The organism is Streptomyces sp. NPDC059010 (genome assembly GCF_042740355.1).
Classification (GTDB): domain Bacteria; phylum Actinomycetota; class Actinomycetes; order Streptomycetales; family Streptomycetaceae; genus Streptomyces.
In genome coordinates this window covers 76,633-92,140 of the sequence record NZ_JBHYJA010000002.1, presented here as the reverse complement: position 1 = coordinate 92,140, position 15,508 = coordinate 76,633, and the positions used below count along the sequence as shown (strand labels likewise).

At 69.4% G+C, this 15,508-nt stretch carries 14 protein-coding genes; 9 read left to right on the top strand and 5 right to left on the bottom strand.

Going from position 1 to position 15,508, the window contains the following annotated elements:
• Positions 1-21: 21 nt before the first annotated feature.
• Positions 22-1,395 (bottom strand): aspartate aminotransferase family protein, encoded by a 1,374-nt coding sequence (locus ACFWYS_RS02535; RefSeq protein WP_384762369.1) that lies wholly within the window; start codon positions 1,393-1,395, stop codon positions 22-24.
• Positions 1,396-1,414: 19 nt separating this feature from the next.
• On the bottom strand, positions 1,415-1,930 hold the full coding sequence (locus ACFWYS_RS02530) for an Lrp/AsnC family transcriptional regulator (protein WP_384762367.1): 516 nt from the start codon (positions 1,928-1,930) through the stop codon (positions 1,415-1,417).
• Between the two features lie 181 nt (positions 1,931-2,111).
• Between ACFWYS_RS02530 and ACFWYS_RS02525 the strand changes: the two genes are divergently transcribed.
• Positions 2,112-3,551, top strand: a complete 1,440-nt coding sequence (locus ACFWYS_RS02525; RefSeq protein ID WP_384762365.1) for a gamma-aminobutyraldehyde dehydrogenase — start codon at positions 2,112-2,114, stop codon at positions 3,549-3,551.
• Positions 3,552-3,737: 186 nt separating this feature from the next.
• Positions 3,738-4,928 carry a spermidine/putrescine ABC transporter substrate-binding protein gene (locus ACFWYS_RS02520; RefSeq protein ID WP_384762364.1) on the top strand — a complete coding sequence of 397 codons (1,191 nt, stop codon included), beginning with the start codon at positions 3,738-3,740 and terminating at the stop codon, positions 4,926-4,928.
• 10 nt (positions 4,929-4,938) lie between these two features.
• Here the strand turns inward: ACFWYS_RS02520 and ACFWYS_RS02515 are convergent, their stop codons facing one another.
• Positions 4,939-5,637 (bottom strand): TetR/AcrR family transcriptional regulator, encoded by a 699-nt coding sequence (locus ACFWYS_RS02515; protein ID WP_384762362.1) that lies wholly within the window; start codon positions 5,635-5,637, stop codon positions 4,939-4,941.
• A gap of 182 nt (positions 5,638-5,819) precedes the next feature.
• On the opposite strand from ACFWYS_RS02515, the gene ACFWYS_RS02510 reads away from it, so the two are divergent.
• A complete protein-coding gene (locus ACFWYS_RS02510; RefSeq protein ID WP_384762360.1) occupies positions 5,820-6,497 on the top strand; it encodes an SDR family NAD(P)-dependent oxidoreductase in 678 nt (225 codons plus the stop codon).
• A gap of 7 nt (positions 6,498-6,504) precedes the next feature.
• Here ACFWYS_RS02510 and ACFWYS_RS02505 read toward each other — a convergent pair whose 3' ends face one another.
• Positions 6,505-6,876: a DUF2255 family protein gene (locus ACFWYS_RS02505; RefSeq protein WP_384762358.1), complete on the bottom strand. Its 372-nt coding sequence runs from the start codon at positions 6,874-6,876 to the stop codon at positions 6,505-6,507.
• 166 nt (positions 6,877-7,042) lie between these two features.
• Positions 7,043-8,059 (bottom strand): zinc-dependent alcohol dehydrogenase family protein, encoded by a 1,017-nt coding sequence (locus ACFWYS_RS02500; RefSeq protein WP_384762356.1) that lies wholly within the window; start codon positions 8,057-8,059, stop codon positions 7,043-7,045.
• Between the two features lie 346 nt (positions 8,060-8,405).
• Here ACFWYS_RS02500 and ACFWYS_RS02495 point away from each other — a divergent pair, with 346 nt between their 5' ends.
• The 6 genes from ACFWYS_RS02495 (at position 8,406) to ACFWYS_RS02470 (ending at position 15,506) form a co-directional block, all read left to right on the top strand.
• Positions 8,406-9,005: a flavodoxin family protein gene (locus tag ACFWYS_RS02495; RefSeq protein ID WP_384762354.1), complete on the top strand. Its 600-nt coding sequence runs from the start codon at positions 8,406-8,408 to the stop codon at positions 9,003-9,005.
• Between the two features lie 131 nt (positions 9,006-9,136).
• Positions 9,137-10,006 (top strand): helix-turn-helix transcriptional regulator, encoded by an 870-nt coding sequence (locus ACFWYS_RS02490; RefSeq protein WP_384762352.1) that lies wholly within the window; start codon positions 9,137-9,139, stop codon positions 10,004-10,006.
• Between the two features lie 427 nt (positions 10,007-10,433).
• Complete coding sequence (locus ACFWYS_RS02485) at positions 10,434-11,072, top strand: (2Fe-2S)-binding protein (protein ID WP_384762350.1); 639 nt, start codon at positions 10,434-10,436, stop codon at positions 11,070-11,072.
• A 10-nt stretch (positions 11,073-11,082) separates the two neighbouring features.
• Positions 11,083-12,063, top strand: a complete 981-nt coding sequence (locus ACFWYS_RS02480; RefSeq protein WP_384762348.1) for an FAD binding domain-containing protein — start codon at positions 11,083-11,085, stop codon at positions 12,061-12,063.
• Complete coding sequence (locus ACFWYS_RS02475) at positions 12,060-14,252, top strand: xanthine dehydrogenase family protein molybdopterin-binding subunit (RefSeq protein WP_384762346.1); 2,193 nt, start codon at positions 12,060-12,062, stop codon at positions 14,250-14,252. The genes ACFWYS_RS02480 and ACFWYS_RS02475 overlap by 4 nt, the downstream gene beginning before the upstream one ends.
• Positions 14,253-14,363: 111 nt before the next feature.
• A complete protein-coding gene (locus tag ACFWYS_RS02470) occupies positions 14,364-15,506 on the top strand; it encodes an XdhC family protein (protein ID WP_384762344.1) in 1,143 nt (380 codons plus the stop codon).
• Positions 15,507-15,508 lie beyond the last annotated feature (2 nt).

Sequence of the window (15,508 nt, the reverse complement as noted above, 5' to 3'; positions counted from 1 at the left end):
GGTGCCGAAGACGCCGGGGCGTCACAGCCTGGTCCAGGCCTCCGAGAGCGACGCGCGCAGGATCTGCTCGATCTCGTCGAAGGTCTCCTGGTTGGAGATCAGCGGCGGGGCGAGCTGGACGACCGGGTCGCCACGGTCGTCGGCACGGCAGTACAGGCCGTTCTCGAAGAGCGCCTTGGAGAGGAAGCCGTACAGGACGCGCTCGGTCTCCTCCTCGTTGAAGGACTCCTTGGTGTGCTTGTCCTTCACCAGCTCGATGCCGTAGAAGAAGCCGTTGCCCCGGACGTCGCCGACGATCGGAAGGTCGTACAGCTTCTCCAGCGTGGCGCGGAACGCGGCCTCGTTGTCGAGGACGTGCTGGTTGAGGCCCTCGCGCTCGAACAGGTCGAGGTTGGCCAGGCCCACCGCGGCCGACACGGGGTGGCCGCCGAAGGTGTAGCCGTGCAGGAAGGTGTTGTCGCCCTTGTAGAAGGGCTCGGCGAGACGGTCGGAGATGATGCAGGCGCCGATGGGGGAGTAGCCGGACGTCATGCCCTTGGCGCAGGTGATCATGTCCGGGACGTAGCCGAACTTGTCGCAGGCGAACATCGTGCCCAGGCGGCCGAAGGCGCAGATGACCTCGTCGGAGACCAGCAGTACGTCGTACTGGTCGCAGATCTCGCGCACCCGCTGGAAGTAGCCGGGCGGGGGCGGGAAGCAGCCGCCCGCGTTCTGCACCGGCTCCAGGAAGACCGCGGCGACCGTGTCCGGGCCCTCGAAGAGGATCTGCTGCTCGATCTGGTCGGCGGCCCAGCGGCCGAAGGCCTCCGGGTCGTCGCCGAAGAGCGGGGCGCGGTAGATGTTGGTGTTGGGGACCTTGTGGGCGCCGGGGACCAGCGGCTCGAACGGGGCCTTCAGACCGGGCAGGCCGGTGATGGACAGGGCGCCCTGCGGGGTGCCGTGGTAGGCGACCGCGCGTGAGATGACCTTGTGCTTGGTGGGCTTGCCGACCAGCTTGAAGTACTGCTTGGCGAGCTTCCAGGCGGTCTCCACCGCCTCACCGCCGCCGGTGGTGAAGAAGACCTTGTTGAGGTCGCCCGGCGCGTGGTCCGCGAGACGCTCGGCGAGCTCGACGGCCTTCGGGTGCGCGTAGGACCAGATCGGGAAGAACGCCAGCTCCTGCGCCTGCTTGAAGGCGGTCTCGGCGAGTTCCGTGCGGCCGTGTCCGGCCTGGACCACGAACAGGCCGGCGAGACCGTCGAGGTAGCGCCTGCCCTTGTCGTCGTAGATGTAGGTGCCCTCGCCCCGGACGATGGTGGGGACGGGGGACTTCTCGTACGAGGACATGCGCGTGAAGTGCATCCACAGGTGGTCGTACGCGGTCCTGCTGAGGTCCTGAGGGGTGTCGGTGCTCACGGTTATCGGGTCCTCACGGTTATCGGGTTCCCCACATGTAGGTCTGCTTCTTGAGCTTGAGGTAGACGAAACTCTCCGTCGAGCGCACTCCGGGGACGGCCCGGATGCGTCGGTTGATGACGTCCAGGAGGTGGTCGTCGTCCTCGCAGACGATCTCCACCATCAGGTCGAAGGACCCGGCGGTCATCACCACGTACTCGCATTCGGACATGGCCGTCAGCGCGTCGGCCACGGACTCCACGTCACCCTCGACGTGCACGCCGACCATCGCCTGCCGCCGGAAGCCCACGGTGAGCGGGTCCGTGACGGCGACGATCTGCATGACGCCCTGGTCGAGCAGCTTCTGGACGCGCTGGCGCACGGCCGCCTCGGACAGGCCCACGGCCTTGCCGATGGCGGCGTACGGCCGACGGCCGTCCTCTTGAAGTTGTTCGATGATGGCGAGGGAGACGGCGTCCAGCTGGGGACCGCCGTTCCTGGACTCGCGGGAGTCCCTGTGCTCTGCGCTTCGACTGGCCACGACGTCACTGTGCACGACGTCTCGACCGTTCCGCAAGGTCGCGGCGATGAAATTCGTTGTTTACGTGACTGAGACCTGCGGATTTCGCAGATGTGGCCCCAGTGGGGGTGTTGAAAACGTGGGCCAGCCGATTAGGGTGGGTGTCTCAGAGAGTGGACACCCGCAAGCAGTGAAAAACCTGATCAGGAGGCCGGCAGTGAGCACCGAGCTGCGTCGTCTGCGCAACTACATCAACGGTGAGTTCCGGGACGCCGCCGACGGACGCACCACCGAGGTGGTCAACCCCGCGACGGGCGAGGCGTACGCGACAGCGCCGCTGTCCGGGCAGGCGGACGTGGACGCCGCGATGGAGGCCGCCGCCGCGGCCTTCCCCGCCTGGCGCGACACGACCCCCGCCGAGCGCCAGAAGGCTCTGCTGAAGATCGCGGACGCCTTCGAGGAGCGCGCCGAGGAACTGATCGCCGCCGAGGTGGAGAACACCGGCAAGCCGACCGGGCTCACCCGGTCGGAGGAGATTCCTCCCATGGTCGACCAGATCCGCTTCTTCGCGGGCGCGGCGCGCATGCTGGAGGGCCGGTCGGCCGGCGAGTACATGGAGGGCCTGACCTCGATCGTCCGCCGTGAGCCGATCGGCGTCTGCGCGCAGGTCGCGCCCTGGAACTACCCGATGATGATGGCCGTGTGGAAGTTCGCCCCGGCCCTCGCGGCGGGCAACACCGTCGTGCTGAAGCCGTCGGACACCACCCCGGCGTCGACCGTCCTGATCGCCGACATCATCGGCTCGGTCCTGCCCAAGGGTGTCTTCAACGTCATCACCGGTGACCGCGAGACCGGCCGCATGATGGTCGAGCACGACACCCCGGCCATGGCCTCCATCACCGGTTCGGTGCGGGCGGGCATGCAGGTCGCCGAGTCGGCGTCCAAGGACCTCAAGCGGGTCCACCTGGAGCTGGGCGGCAAGGCGCCGGTCGTCGTCTTCGAGGACACCGACATCGCCAAGGCCGTCGAGGACATCTCGGTCGCGGGCTTCTTCAACGCCGGGCAGGACTGTACGGCCGCCTGCCGCGTCCTCGTCCACGAGGCCATCCACGACGAGTTCGTCGCCGCGCTCGCCAAGGCCGCCGCCGACACCAAGACCGGTCAGCCGGACGACGAGGACGTCCTCTTCGGCCCGCTGAACAACCCCAACCAGCTCAAGCAGGTCGAGGGCTTCATCGAGCGGCTGCCGGCGCACGCGCGCGTGGAGGCCGGTGGCAAGCGGGTCGGTGAGAAGGGCTACTTCTTCGCGCCGACCGTCGTGTCCGGGCTGAAGCAGGACGACGAGATCATCCAGAAGGAGGTCTTCGGACCGGTCATCACCGTGCAGTCCTTCTCCGACGAGGCGCAGGCCGTGCAGTGGGCGAACGGCGTCGAGTACGCGCTCGCGTCCTCGGTGTGGACCAAGGACCACGGGCGCGCGATGCGGATGTCCAAGGCGCTGGACTTCGGGTGCGTGTGGATCAACACGCACATTCCGCTGGTCGCGGAGATGCCGCACGGCGGGTTCAAGAAGTCCGGCTACGGCAAGGACCTTTCGGCGTACGGCTTCGACGACTACACGCGGATCAAGCACGTGATGACGTCCCTGGACGCGTAGGGGTCGTTGTCCGGCCGCGGGTGCGTGGGGGCTGTTCGCGCCCCGCGGCGGAGCCGCATGTCGACACAGCCCCGCGCCCCCAAGGGCGTTGCGGCCCGGGCCGGTTGACAACGTGTCCGGCGTGCGGCTCCCTACTCGACGGGGCGTCGATTGCCGGGGCCAGGGGTGCGGCGGCATGCTGCGGCAATGGCCCTTCCACCGAAGAACTCCCCGCTGTCCCGCCGGAACCTGCTGCGCGCGCTCGGCGCGGGCGCCGCGGTGGGCGGGCTGGCCGGCTGTGGTGTACCCGCCGCCTACGTGCCGCCCGCCGACCGGGCCGCCGCCGATCTCTCCGCCACCGACAAGCGGCTGACCTGGGCGAACTGGCCGCTGTACATCGACACCGATGACGAGGACGCGCGGCGGCGGCCGACGTTGGAGGCGTTCGAGAAGCGCACCGGCATCTCCGTCGACTACGTCGAGGAGATCAACGACAACGACGAGTTCTTCGGCAAGATCAGCCCCGCCCTGATGAACCACCAGCGCACCGGCCGCGATCTCATCGTCATCAGCGACTGGATGTGCGCCCGGTTCGTACGGCTGGGCTGGGTGCAGGAGATGGACCGGGCGCGTCAGCCGAACGTGACCAAGTACCTGGACCCGCAGCTGCGTTCACCGGCCTTCGATCCCGGACGCAAGTACACCGTGCCGTGGCAGTCCGGCATCACCGGCATCGCGTACAACCACCGCAGGCTCGGCCGCGAGATACGCCATGTCTCCGACCTGTGGGCGAGCGACCTCAAGGGCCGGGTGACCCTGCTCTCCGGCCTGGACGAGGCCTTCGCGCTGCTCATGCAGGGCAACGGCGTCGACATCACCCGCTGGACCGCGGACGACTTCCACACCGTGTGCGACCAGGTCGAGAAGCAGATCGGCAAGGGCCAGATCCGCCGCTTCACCGGCAACGACTACATCAAGGATCTCTCCAGCGGCGACGTACTGGCCTGTCAGGCCTACTCGGGCGACGTCATCCAACTCCAGGCCGACGACCCCGACATCCGCTTCGTCGTCCCCGAGGAGGGCGCCGAGCTCTGGTCGGAGTCCCTGATGATCCCCAACCTGGCCCGCCGCAAGACCAACGCCGAGCGGCTGATCGACTACTACTACGAGCCCGAGGCCGCCGCCGAACTCGCCACGTGGGTCAACTACGTCTGCCCCGTCCCCGCCGCCCAGGACGTCCTCGCCTCCGCCAAGGACGAGGAGACGGCCGCCCTGGCCGAGGACCCGCTGATCTTCCCGGACACGGCGATGCGCAAGCGGCTGGCGATCGCGCGGGACATCACTTCCGGGGAGCGGGTGGAGTTCGCGAAGCGGTGGAACTCTATTGCGGGGTTGTAGAAGTAGTCGATCAGCTGGTCGTGCTCGGTTCCGGCGGGGTGGGGTCGGCCGGGCTGGTGCGGAGCATGGCCTTGTGGAGGGCTTCATGCTCGGGTGACGGGGGCAGCGGGCCGCGGGCCGGGGCCTCGAAGGACTGGATGAACAGGGCGACGACGCGTCGCCAGGCTTCGGGGGCGGCGTCACCGGTGGCGTTGACGACGCCGGCGTTGGCCATGTGGATCAGGACCAGGTCCGAGGGGTCGAAGTCCTCGCGCAGTCGGCCTGCGGCCTTGGCGCGGTCGATGAGTCGAACCATGCCCTCGTATGCCTCGTTGCGACGCTCCTCCATGGCCTTGGCGGTGGGGAAGGACGTGGTCAGTACGTCGGCGAAGCCCTGGTCGGCTGCCTGCATCGCGCCGGCGGTCTCGATGTAGCCGACGAAGCCGTGCCAGGGGTCGGGGTCGTCGAGGGCGACGGCGACCGCGTCGGCGTAGGCGTCCATGCGGTCGGCGAAGACGGCGGCGACCAGTTCCTCCTTGGTGGGGAAGCGCCGGAACATCGTGGCGATTCCGACCCCGGCCTCGCGGGCCACGGACGCCATGGACGCGCCCAGCCCGTCGCGCGCGAAGACTTTGCGTGCGGCGGCGATGATCCGCCCCCGGTTGCGCTCCGCGTCGCTGCGCAGCGGCTGGGGAGCGGGGCCGTCGGGATGCTGGGAGCCGGGGGTCATACCGGTCACCCTACCAATCGGATTGCCCTATCCAGTTTCGGTGATACTGTGGTCGCGGCGAACCGGATAGGCCTATCCGGATCTTGAATTGGATAGGCCTATCCGGATCCATTCGCCTGATCCATCGCTTGATCCATCCACTTGATCCATCCAGTTGTCCACGAGATTTCGAAAGGGTCGCTGTGACCAGCATCGCCATCATCGGAGCCGGCCCCCAGATGGGCCTGGCCATCGCCCGTACCTTCGGCAAGGAGGGCTTCGACGTCGCCCTGATCTCCCGCAACCGCGAGAAGCTCGACGGCCTCGTCGGCACGCTCGCGGCCGAGGGCATCACCGCCGCCGCGTTCCCCGCGAGCGTTCTCGACCACGACGGCCTCACCCAGGCCCTCAAGGACGCCGCCGACCGGTTCGGCGGGATCGACGTCCTGGAGTACTCCCCGCTCGACATCGCATCCACTGCGCTGGCCACGCCGTCCGAGAGCGACCCCTCCCACATCCAGGACCAGATCGAGTTCCAGCTCTACGGGGCGATCGCCGCCACCAAGGCCGTACTGCCCGCGATGCGCGAGGCCGGCGCCGGCACCCTGCTCTACACCACCGGCGCCGGTTCCCTCGACCCTCTGCCCCTGGTCGGCAACGTCAACGCGGCCGCCGCGGCGCTGCGTAACTGGGCGGTCAACCTGCACAAGGAACTGGACGGCACCGGCATCCAGGCCGCCCACATCGCCATCGACGTGGCACTCGGCGGCTCCTCCATCGACCCCACACTCAAGGCGGCCACCGCCGAGGACGTCGCACCCGTCTACTGGGAGTTGCACACGGCCAAGCGCGACCAGGGCGAGGTCGTCGTCAGGGGCTGATGTCGCGTCAGCGAGGGACGAGCTTCAGGGTCGTGTCCCGCGAGGCCACCATGGGGTCGACGTAACTCGCGCCGTACCGGCCGTACTTGGTGCGGTAGGCGGCGTCGATACGGTCGTTGACGCCGGGGTCGGTGACCTCGGTGAGGGTGACGTCCTTGGCGACGCCGCCGGAGCGGATACGGCCCTCGTGGCTTTGCCGGGCGGCGCGGTACCAGGCGCCGGCGCTGCCGCGGAAGGAGCGGACGTACAGGTCGTCGCCGTCACGGACGACCCAGATCGGCACGGGTGTGCGTGGTGTTCCGTCGCGGCGTGAGGGGGCCATCTGAAGTTCCTCGGCGTGCTCGATCCGCGTCAGCTCGTCGTTCGTCCAGGTCGGCATGGCTTGTCTCCTTCGCCACCGTGCAACGGCGTTCGCCACCGTGCAACGGGGGTGTGCGTTCGTGGGCGGGGGCACGGCTGGGGCAGCGACGCCCACGAGGCGGCCAGGTGGCCAGGTGGCCAGGCGGTCGGGCGGTCGGGCGGTCGGGCGGTCGGGCGGTCGAGGGTCAGGGCTTGAGGAGGGTCTTGATGGCTCGGCGCTCGTCCATCGCCTTGTAGCCTTCGGCGACCTGGTCCAGCGGGAGGGTGAGGTCGAAAACCTTGCCCGGGTTGATGCGGCCGGACAGGACCAGGTCGATCAGCTCGGGAAGGTAGCGGCGGACGGGGGCGGGGCCGCCGCGCAGGCCGACCTGGGAGAAGAACAGCTCCAGGCCGTCCACCGCGACGTCGTGCGGGACGCCGACGAAGCCGACGCTGCCGCCCGGGCGGGTCGCGTGCAGGGCCTGCCGCATCGATTCGGCGGTGCCCACGCACTCCAGCACGCTGTCGGCGCCGATGCCGCCGGTCAGCTCCTTGATCCGGGCGATGCCGTCCTCGCCGCGCTCGGCCACGATGTCGGTGGCGCCGAACTCGACGGCCAGCTTCTGCCGGGACTCGTGCCGGCTCATGGCGATGATCCGCTCCGCGCCGAGTTCCTTCGCGGCGATGACCCCGCACAACCCGACCGCACCATCGCCCACCACCACGGCCGTCGAGCCGGGCTTGACCTCGGCGGCCAGCGCGGCCCACCAGCCGGTGCCCATCACGTCGGAGACGGCCAGCAGGCCGGGCACCAGCTCGGCGTCCGGGTGTTCGGCGGTGGCGACCAGGGTGCCGTGGGCGTTGGGGATGCGCACGTAGTCGGCCTGGCAGGTGCTCATGAACTCGCGGTTGAGACAGCTCGACTGCCAGCCCTTCCGGCAGTTGGCGCAGGTGTTGTCGGAGGTCGCGAAGGAGCCGACGACGAACTGGCCGGGCTTGACGTGGGTGACCTCGGGCCCGGTCTCCTCGACGATGCCGACGTATTCGTGGCCCATCGGGTGCGGGTCGCCGATCGGCTCCGCGCCGCGGTAGGGCCACAGGTCCGAGCCGCACACGCAGGTGGCGACCGTACGGATGATCGCATCCGTCGGCTTGAGGATCTCGGGCTCGGAGACGTCCTCCACCCGGATGTCACCGGGGGCGTGGATCATGGTTGCTCGCATTGTCTTTCTCCTGATGCGTTTTTCGGGTGGTGGGGGACCTGCTGTGCTTCTGCAAGCCCGCAGCGGTGTCACCCGGGCGTGCAAAATAATGGCCGGTCTCTGACTCCGTCACCGCCCGCAGGGCGCGTACAGAGGAGAATTCCACTCCAAGGCAGGCGTATCCAAGGATAAAATCCTCCTACCCAGCCGAGTGGCCGGACAGCGCTTCGCGAAGGTTCCCGAGTCGCGCCCACGAGGTGAATTGACCAGGATTCCAGGGACGAATCCTTCCTACCTGTGCGGTTGAATTCCGTGCCAGGCTTTCAGAGCGCGATTCACCCATCCCTTTTCGAGGAGTAATACCTCCATGTCCTCCACCTCCCGCCCCGCGGTCGCCGTCGCTTTCCATTCCGGTTACGGCCACACCGCCGTCATCGCCGAGGCCGTGGCGCGCGGTGCCGCGGAAGCCGGTGCCGAGGTGATCTCCGTCGCCGTGGACACGATCACCGACGAACAGTGGGCTCAACTGGACGCCGCCGACGCGATCATCTTCGGTGCCCCCACCTACATGGGCACCGCCTCCGCCGCCTTCCACGCCTTCGCCGAGGCCAGCAGCAAGCGCTGGTACACCCAGACCTGGGCCGACAAGATCGCCGCCGGCTTCACCAACTCCGGTGCCAAGAACGGCGACAAGTCCTCCACCCTGGGCTACTTCTTCACCATGGCCGCCCAGCACGGCATGCACTGGATCAGCCTCGGCGTGCAGCCGGGCTGGGCTTCCACCGAGGGCAGTGAGGACGACATCAACCGGCTGGGCTACTTCGTCGGTGCGGGCGCCCAGACCCCGGTCGACGCCGGCCCGGAGGCGGTCCACAAGTCCGACATCGCCACCGCCGAGGGCCTGGGTGCCCGCGTCGCGCGGCAGACCGCGTATTTCCTGGCCGGGCGTAGTGCCCTCACCGCCTGAGACGGGCCGCCCGCACACCTCGCACACCTCCAAGGACGCAGTCTCGACGGGTGGCGACGCCACCAGGGGCACCCGTCCAGGGACAGATCTCTCCCCCTGACAACGCCGGTCTCCAGTGTCAAGGTGAGGGCATGAACCGCGATCCTCACCGCCATGACCTGGGGGATTTCCTGAAGGCGCGCCGCGCCGAGCTCGCCCCTGCCGCCGTAGGCCTGCCCGACGGCGGCTCGCGGCGCGTCGCGGGCCTGCGCCGTGAGGAGGTCGCCGTCCTTGCGGCGATCAGCACCGACTACTACGCCCGCCTCGAACAGGGCCGTATCCAGCCCTCGCAGTCCGTGCTGGAGTCTTTGGCCCGCGTCCTGCGCCTGGACGACGACCAGCGCGCCTATCTGTATGAGCTCGCGTCCAAGGAGGATTTCCGGCCGCCCCGCCGCCGACCGCGTCCCACGGCACAGCCGCAGTTGCAGCGCATGCTCGACGACATGGCGCACACCCCCGCCTTCGTGATCGGGCCGCGCACCGAGATCGTCGCCTGGAACGCCATGGGCGCCGCCCTGATCACCGACTTCGGAAAGATCCCGGAGAAGCAGCGCTACTACATCAGGCTGCTCATCACCGACCCCACGATGCGCGAGCTGTACGCGGACTGGGAGGGCGTCACCAGGCTGGCCATCGCCCAGATGCGCATGCACAACACGAACAACCCCGGGGACGCGCAGCTCGCCGCCCTGGTGGGCGAACTCTCGGTCCGGGACGAGCAGTTCCGCCAGTGGTGGGCCGCCCACAACGTCGCCGTCCGGGACACCGGGACCAAGCACCTGCGCCACCCCGTCGTGGGGGACCTGCACCTCGACTGGAACGCCGTCACATGGGCCGCCGACCCCGACCTGCAGATCATCGTCTGGACCGCCGAATCCGGCACCCCGACCCACGACAGCCTGCGCCTGCTGGCCTCCTGGGCGGCCGACCCCAGCCGCTCGACCAGCGACAGCTCCGCCTGACCGTCACCCGGGTACCCCCAGTGCCCGGCCATACAACTACTTCGGCGAGCACCGCGGGATCGCCGTCGCCCGGTTCGACGAGCACATCCGCTGACCAGGCGCCTGGAAGCCGGTGCGCTCCAGGACGGCCTGGTCGAGGCGGTCGTAGATGCTCCTGTTTTCCCGGCGGATTTCTTATGTCGGTGTGTCTTCCGCCCATATTGCTCGACCTGCTCCGGGAATCAGGAGGGAGAGGAAACTCAAGGGAAAGCAAGGGGGGACAAAAATCTCCCTGTCATGGGCGGTGCCCGTGGTGCAAGACTTCCCGAGTGATCAGCTGCCTCGTCGAGGCGAGCGGTCACCCTGTTCCACGCGGTGGCGTCGACCCCGTTGCCTTGTCTTCCGCTGGTGTACGCGACTGATCCGTCCGTGACGCAAAGGCGAATGTATGTCCTCTGAACTCCCTGAATCTGCTCTTCCTCCCCCCACCGGGGCCAATGAGTCCACCTCGGGGCCCAGCAGGCGCGCCGTCATCGCCACCAGCGCCGCGGTGGGCGGCGTCCTGGTCGCTGGAGCCACCGTCCTCGCCGGCTCCGAGGAAGCCACGGCCGTCGGGGCGGCGCCCTCCAGCCGTCTCTCCCTGACGGTCAACGGCACCCGCCGGACCGTCACGGTGGACAACCGGACCTCACTGCTGGATCTGCTGCGTGAGCACTTCGGGCTGACCGGTTCCAAGAAGGGCTGCAACGCCGGAGCCTGCGGGGCGTGCACGGTGCTGGTCGACGGGCACCGGGTCAACTCCTGCCTGACGCTCGCCGTGCGGCTGCAGGGGGCCGAGGTCACGACGATCGAGGGACTGTCCGAAGGCGACCGGCTCCACCCGCTGCAGCAGGCGTTCATCGACCAGGACGCCTTCCAGTGCGGCTACTGCACCCCCGGCCAGATCGTCTCGGGCGTCGGCTGCATGGAGGAGGGACACACCGGTTCGGCGGAGGAGATCCGGGAGTGGATGAGCGGCAACATCTGCCGTTGCGGCTGCTACGTCAAGATTGTGCGCGCGGTCGAGCAGACCGCGGGCCGGAGTTAAGGAGCGGCCCGTGCATCCCTTCGCCTACACCCGGGTGTCCGACACTCGCGAGGCCCTCGACGCCGGCCGGCGCGGCGGGCGTTACATCGCCGGGGGTACCACGCTGGTCGACCTGATGCGGGAGACCGTCGAGCGGCCCGAGAGTCTGGTCGACATCTCCGGCCTGCCGCTGCGCGAGGTCACCGTCACCGCACGCGGGGGCCTGCGCATCGGCGCGCTGGTGCGGATGGCCGAGGCCGCCGCCCACCCCAAGGTGCGCACGCTGTACCCCGTCGTCTCCCAGGCGCTGGAGCTGAGCGCCTCGGCCCAACTGCGCAACATGGCCACCATCGGCGGCAACATCATGCAGCGCACCCGCTGCACCTACTTCCGTGATGTGACCGCCGACTGCAACAAGCGTGAGCCCGGCTCCGGTTGTGCGGCCCGGGACGGCTTCAACCGGATGCACGCGATCCTCGGCAGCTCCGACGCCTGTGTGGCCACCCACCCCTCCGACGTCGCCGTGGCGTTCGCGGCGCTGGAAGCGACCGTGCACCTGCTCGGTCCGGGCGGGGAGCGTCGAGTGCCCTTCACCGACTTCCTGTTGCGCCCGGGCGGCACTCCGAACCGTGAACAGGCCATCAGGCAGGGAGAGTTGATTACGGCTGTCGAGATCCCGGCACATCCGCGTCCGCTCAAGTCGGGCTATCTGAAGGTCCGTGACCGGCAGTCGTACGAGTTCGCCCTCACCTCCGCCGCCGTCGCCTTGCACATGCGGGGCGGGGTGATCCGCGAGGCGAGGGTCGCGGCGGGCGGTGTGGCCACCGTGCCGTGGAAGCTGCCCGCGGTCGAGCGGGCCCTCATCGGCGAGCGCCCCTCGGACCGGCTGTGGGCCGAGGCCGCCGGCCACGCCGCCGACGGCGCCCGCCCCCTCCAGCACAACCGGTTCAAGGTCGAGCTCCTGAAACGGACCGTCGAACGCCAGCTGCGCACCGTAGGAGAGATGGAATGAGCCCCCAGCCGCAGGCGGCCGTAGGCGCACCGCTGTCCCGGGTGGACGGCCGGCTCAAGGTCACCGGCAAGGCGGAGTACGCCTCCGAGCACGACGGTAACGGTGTCGTGCACGCCGTCATCGTCGACGCGAGCATCGGACGAGGCCGCATCACCTCCATCGACACGCGCGCCGCCGAGAAACATGCTGGTGTGCTGCGGGTGATTCATCACGGCAACGCGCCGAAGCTGCCGTACCGCGACAACTCCGGCTCCAACAACCCGGCCGGGCGCAGACTTCGGGTGTTCCAGGACGACCGGGTGCTCTTCCACGGCCAGCCCGTCGCCGTCGTGGTGGCCACCACCCTGGAGGCCGCGCAGCACGGGGCGAGCCTGGTCAAGGTCCGCTACGACGCCGAGCAGCCCTCGACCGACCTCGCCGAGGCCGAGCCGGGCGAGCCGACCCGGTACGCGCGCGGGGACGCGGAGGCCGGCCTGCGCTCCTCGGCCGTACGGCTGGATCTGACGTACGAACTTGCCCGCAACCACCACAACCCGATGGAGCCGCACGCCACCATCGCCCGCTGGGACGGCGATCGGCTCACCGTGTGGGACAAGACCCAGTGGGTCATGGGCACACACGACGAGATCGCCGCGGTCTTCGACCTGCCGGCGGACGCGGTGCGGGTCATCAACCCGTTCGTCGGTGGCGGGTTCGGCAGCGGGCTGCGCTGCTGGCCGCACACGATCGTCGCGGCTCTGGCCGCGCGGGTGACACGTCGGCCGGTCAAGCTGGTGCTCAGCCGCAAGCAGATGTACTTCGGCACCGGGTTCCGGCCCGCGTACGAGTACCGTCTGCGGCTGGGCAGCGACCGGCGCGGTCGGCTGAACGCCGCGATCCACGACATCGACGCCGAGACCTCGTCGTACGAGACGTTCACCGAGGCGGTCATGTCGGCCGGGCAGATGCTCTACAGCACGCCCCACGTCCGTCAGGCGTACCGGACGGTACCGCTGGACGTGAACACCCCGATCTGGATGCGCGGGCCAGGATTCGCGTCGGCGTCCTTCGTGATCGAGTCCGCCATGGACGAGCTCGCGCACGAACTCGGCGTCGACCCCATCGAGCTGCGCCGGCGCAACGAGCCGAGCGAGGACGAGTCGACCAGCGAGCCGTTCTCCACCCGGCGGCTGAGCGAGTGCTACACGGTCGGGGCACGTGAGTTCGGCTGGGACCGCCGAAACCCGAGGCCGCGCTCGACGCGGGACGGGGACTGGCTGATCGGCCTGGGCATGGCCGCCGGTGTGTACGACCCGGGACGGTTTCCCGCACAGGCCCGGGCCCGGCTGGATGCCGACGGCACCGCCGTGGTCGAGGCGGCGACCAGCGACATGGGGCCGGGTACCTACACCTCGCAGACCCAGGTGGCCGCGGACTCGCTCGGTTTGACGATGCGCACGGTGACCTTCCGGCTCGGCGACTCTCTCTATCCGCCGACCTCGCCGCACGGCGGCTCGGCGACGATGGCCAGCGTCGGATCGGCCGTCGTCGACGCCTGCAACCAGGTGCGGCGGCAGGCGATCCGGCTGGCCGTGGCGGACCGGGAGTCGCCGCTGTACGGGGTCAACGCCGACGACATCGTCGTACGCAGCGGCCGACTGCACGTGAAGAACAACCCGGCGCACGGGGAGACCTACAAGAGCCTGCTGGCCCGCAACAACCGTTCCTACCTTGAGGCCAACGGCTCCTACAACGGACCGGGAAGCGACCGCTCCGCCTACTTCGCCTACAACGCCACCTTCGCCGAGGTCGCCGTGGACGCTGACCTGGGGCTGGTGCGGGTGCGGCGGATGCTCGGCGTGTACGACGCGGGCCGGATCATCAGCCCGAAGCTCGCCGAGAGCCAGGCGTTCGGCGGCATCGTCGGGGGCATCGGCACGGCTCTGCTGGAGCACACGGTCACCGACCACCGCGACGGGCGGATCGTCAACGCCGGCCTCGCCGACTATCTCGTGCCCGTGAACGCCGACGTGCCCGAGATCAGGGCGATCTACCTCGACGGCGAGGACAACGCGGGCAACCTGCTCGGCGTCAAGGGACTCGGCGAGGTCGTCCAGGTGGGCGTGGCCGCCGCGATCGGCAACGCGGTGTTCAACGCCACCGGCCGTCGAGTACGCCAACTGCCCATCACCGCCGAGGCGTTGCTCTGAAGCCGACGGCTCCATAGCCGGGTCCGGCGGCCGAGCCCCCGTACGGCTTGCCGGGCCCGCCCACCTACTGCGACAGCGATCGTCTGCTCTGGAGAGCTCTGGAGATCCCTCATGCTGAACATCGCGGACACACTGCACCGCTGGTGCCGCGAAAGGCGCCCCTTCGCCCTGGCCACCGTCGTCGACGTCACCGGCAGCGCACCCCTGCCCATCGGTACGTCGCTCGCGGTGGACGAGGATGGCGACGCCGTCGGCAGCATCTCCGGCGGCTGTGTCGAGGGCGCGGTGTACGAGCTGTGCCGACAGATCCTCCACGACCGAGGCGCTCCCCGGCGCGCGTGGTTCGGCTATTCCGACGACGACGCCTTCGCCGTGGGGCTGACCTGCGGCGGCGAACTCGATGTGCTCGTGCAGCGTGTCGACCCCGCCACTCGGCCGCATCTCGGTGCGGCGCTCGCCGAGACGGTCGAAGGGCGGCCCGCCGCCGTGGCCCAGGTCGTCGACGGGCCCGACAGGCTGCTCGGCGCCACGCTGAGCGTGCTCGGCGACAGCTGGATCGCCGATGACGCGCTGGCCGCAGAGGCGACCTGCCGGACGATGGCGGACCGGGCCGCGGCTCAGCTCAGGGCCGGACGCACCGCGCGCGTCTCCCTCGGCGCGGACGCGGACACCTGCCCCGAGCCGCTCTCGGTCCTTGTCCATACGGCCGCCACCCGCCCCCGCATGCTGATCTTCGGCGCCACCGACTTCGCCGCCGCGCTCAGCCGGGCGGGCCGGTTCCTGGGCCACCACGTCACGGTGTGCGATGCGCGACCGGTCTTCGCCACGGCGGCCCGGTTCCCGGACGCGGACGAGGTGGTGGTCGACTGGCCCCATCGCTATCTGTCGCGCACGACCGTGGACGCCCGTACCGCGATCTGCGTCCTCACCCACGACGCCAAGTTCGACGTCCCCCTGCTCCGGCTCGCTCTCGACCTGCCCGTCGGCTACGTCGGCGCCATGGGCTCCCGGCGCACCCACGACGAACGCCTGGACCGCTTGCGCGAAGTCGGCGTCGCCGAACAGAAGTTGGGCTTGTTGCACTCCCCGATCGGCCTTGATCTCGGCGCCCGCACTCCGGAGGAGACGGCCATCTCCATCACCGCCGAGATCATCGCCGGCGCGCACCGGGCGAGTGGCTTGCCTCTGGCGCGGCTCAACGGCCCGATCCACCGCGATTCCGGGGTGGTACCGGAGTCGGCGCGGCATGCGTGAGC

Coding starts and splice junctions, on each gene's coding strand:
- ACFWYS_RS02520 (WP_384762364.1), top strand. CDS start 3,738: ATGGCCCTTCCACCGAAGAACTCCCCGCTGTCCCGCCGGAACCTGCTG.
- ACFWYS_RS02515 (WP_384762362.1), bottom strand. CDS start 5,637: ATGACCCCCGGCTCCCAGCATCCCGACGGCCCCGCTCCCCAGCCGCTG.
- ACFWYS_RS02505 (WP_384762358.1), bottom strand. CDS start 6,876: ATGCCGACCTGGACGAACGACGAGCTGACGCGGATCGAGCACGCCGAG.
- ACFWYS_RS02500 (WP_384762356.1), bottom strand. CDS start 8,059: ATGCGAGCAACCATGATCCACGCCCCCGGTGACATCCGGGTGGAGGAC.
- ACFWYS_RS02495 (WP_384762354.1), top strand. CDS start 8,406: ATGTCCTCCACCTCCCGCCCCGCGGTCGCCGTCGCTTTCCATTCCGGT.
- ACFWYS_RS02490 (WP_384762352.1), top strand. CDS start 9,137: ATGAACCGCGATCCTCACCGCCATGACCTGGGGGATTTCCTGAAGGCG.
- ACFWYS_RS02485 (WP_384762350.1), top strand. CDS start 10,434: ATGTCCTCTGAACTCCCTGAATCTGCTCTTCCTCCCCCCACCGGGGCC.
- ACFWYS_RS02475 (WP_384762346.1), top strand. CDS start 12,060: ATGAGCCCCCAGCCGCAGGCGGCCGTAGGCGCACCGCTGTCCCGGGTG.
- ACFWYS_RS02470 (WP_384762344.1), top strand. CDS start 14,364: ATGCTGAACATCGCGGACACACTGCACCGCTGGTGCCGCGAAAGGCGC.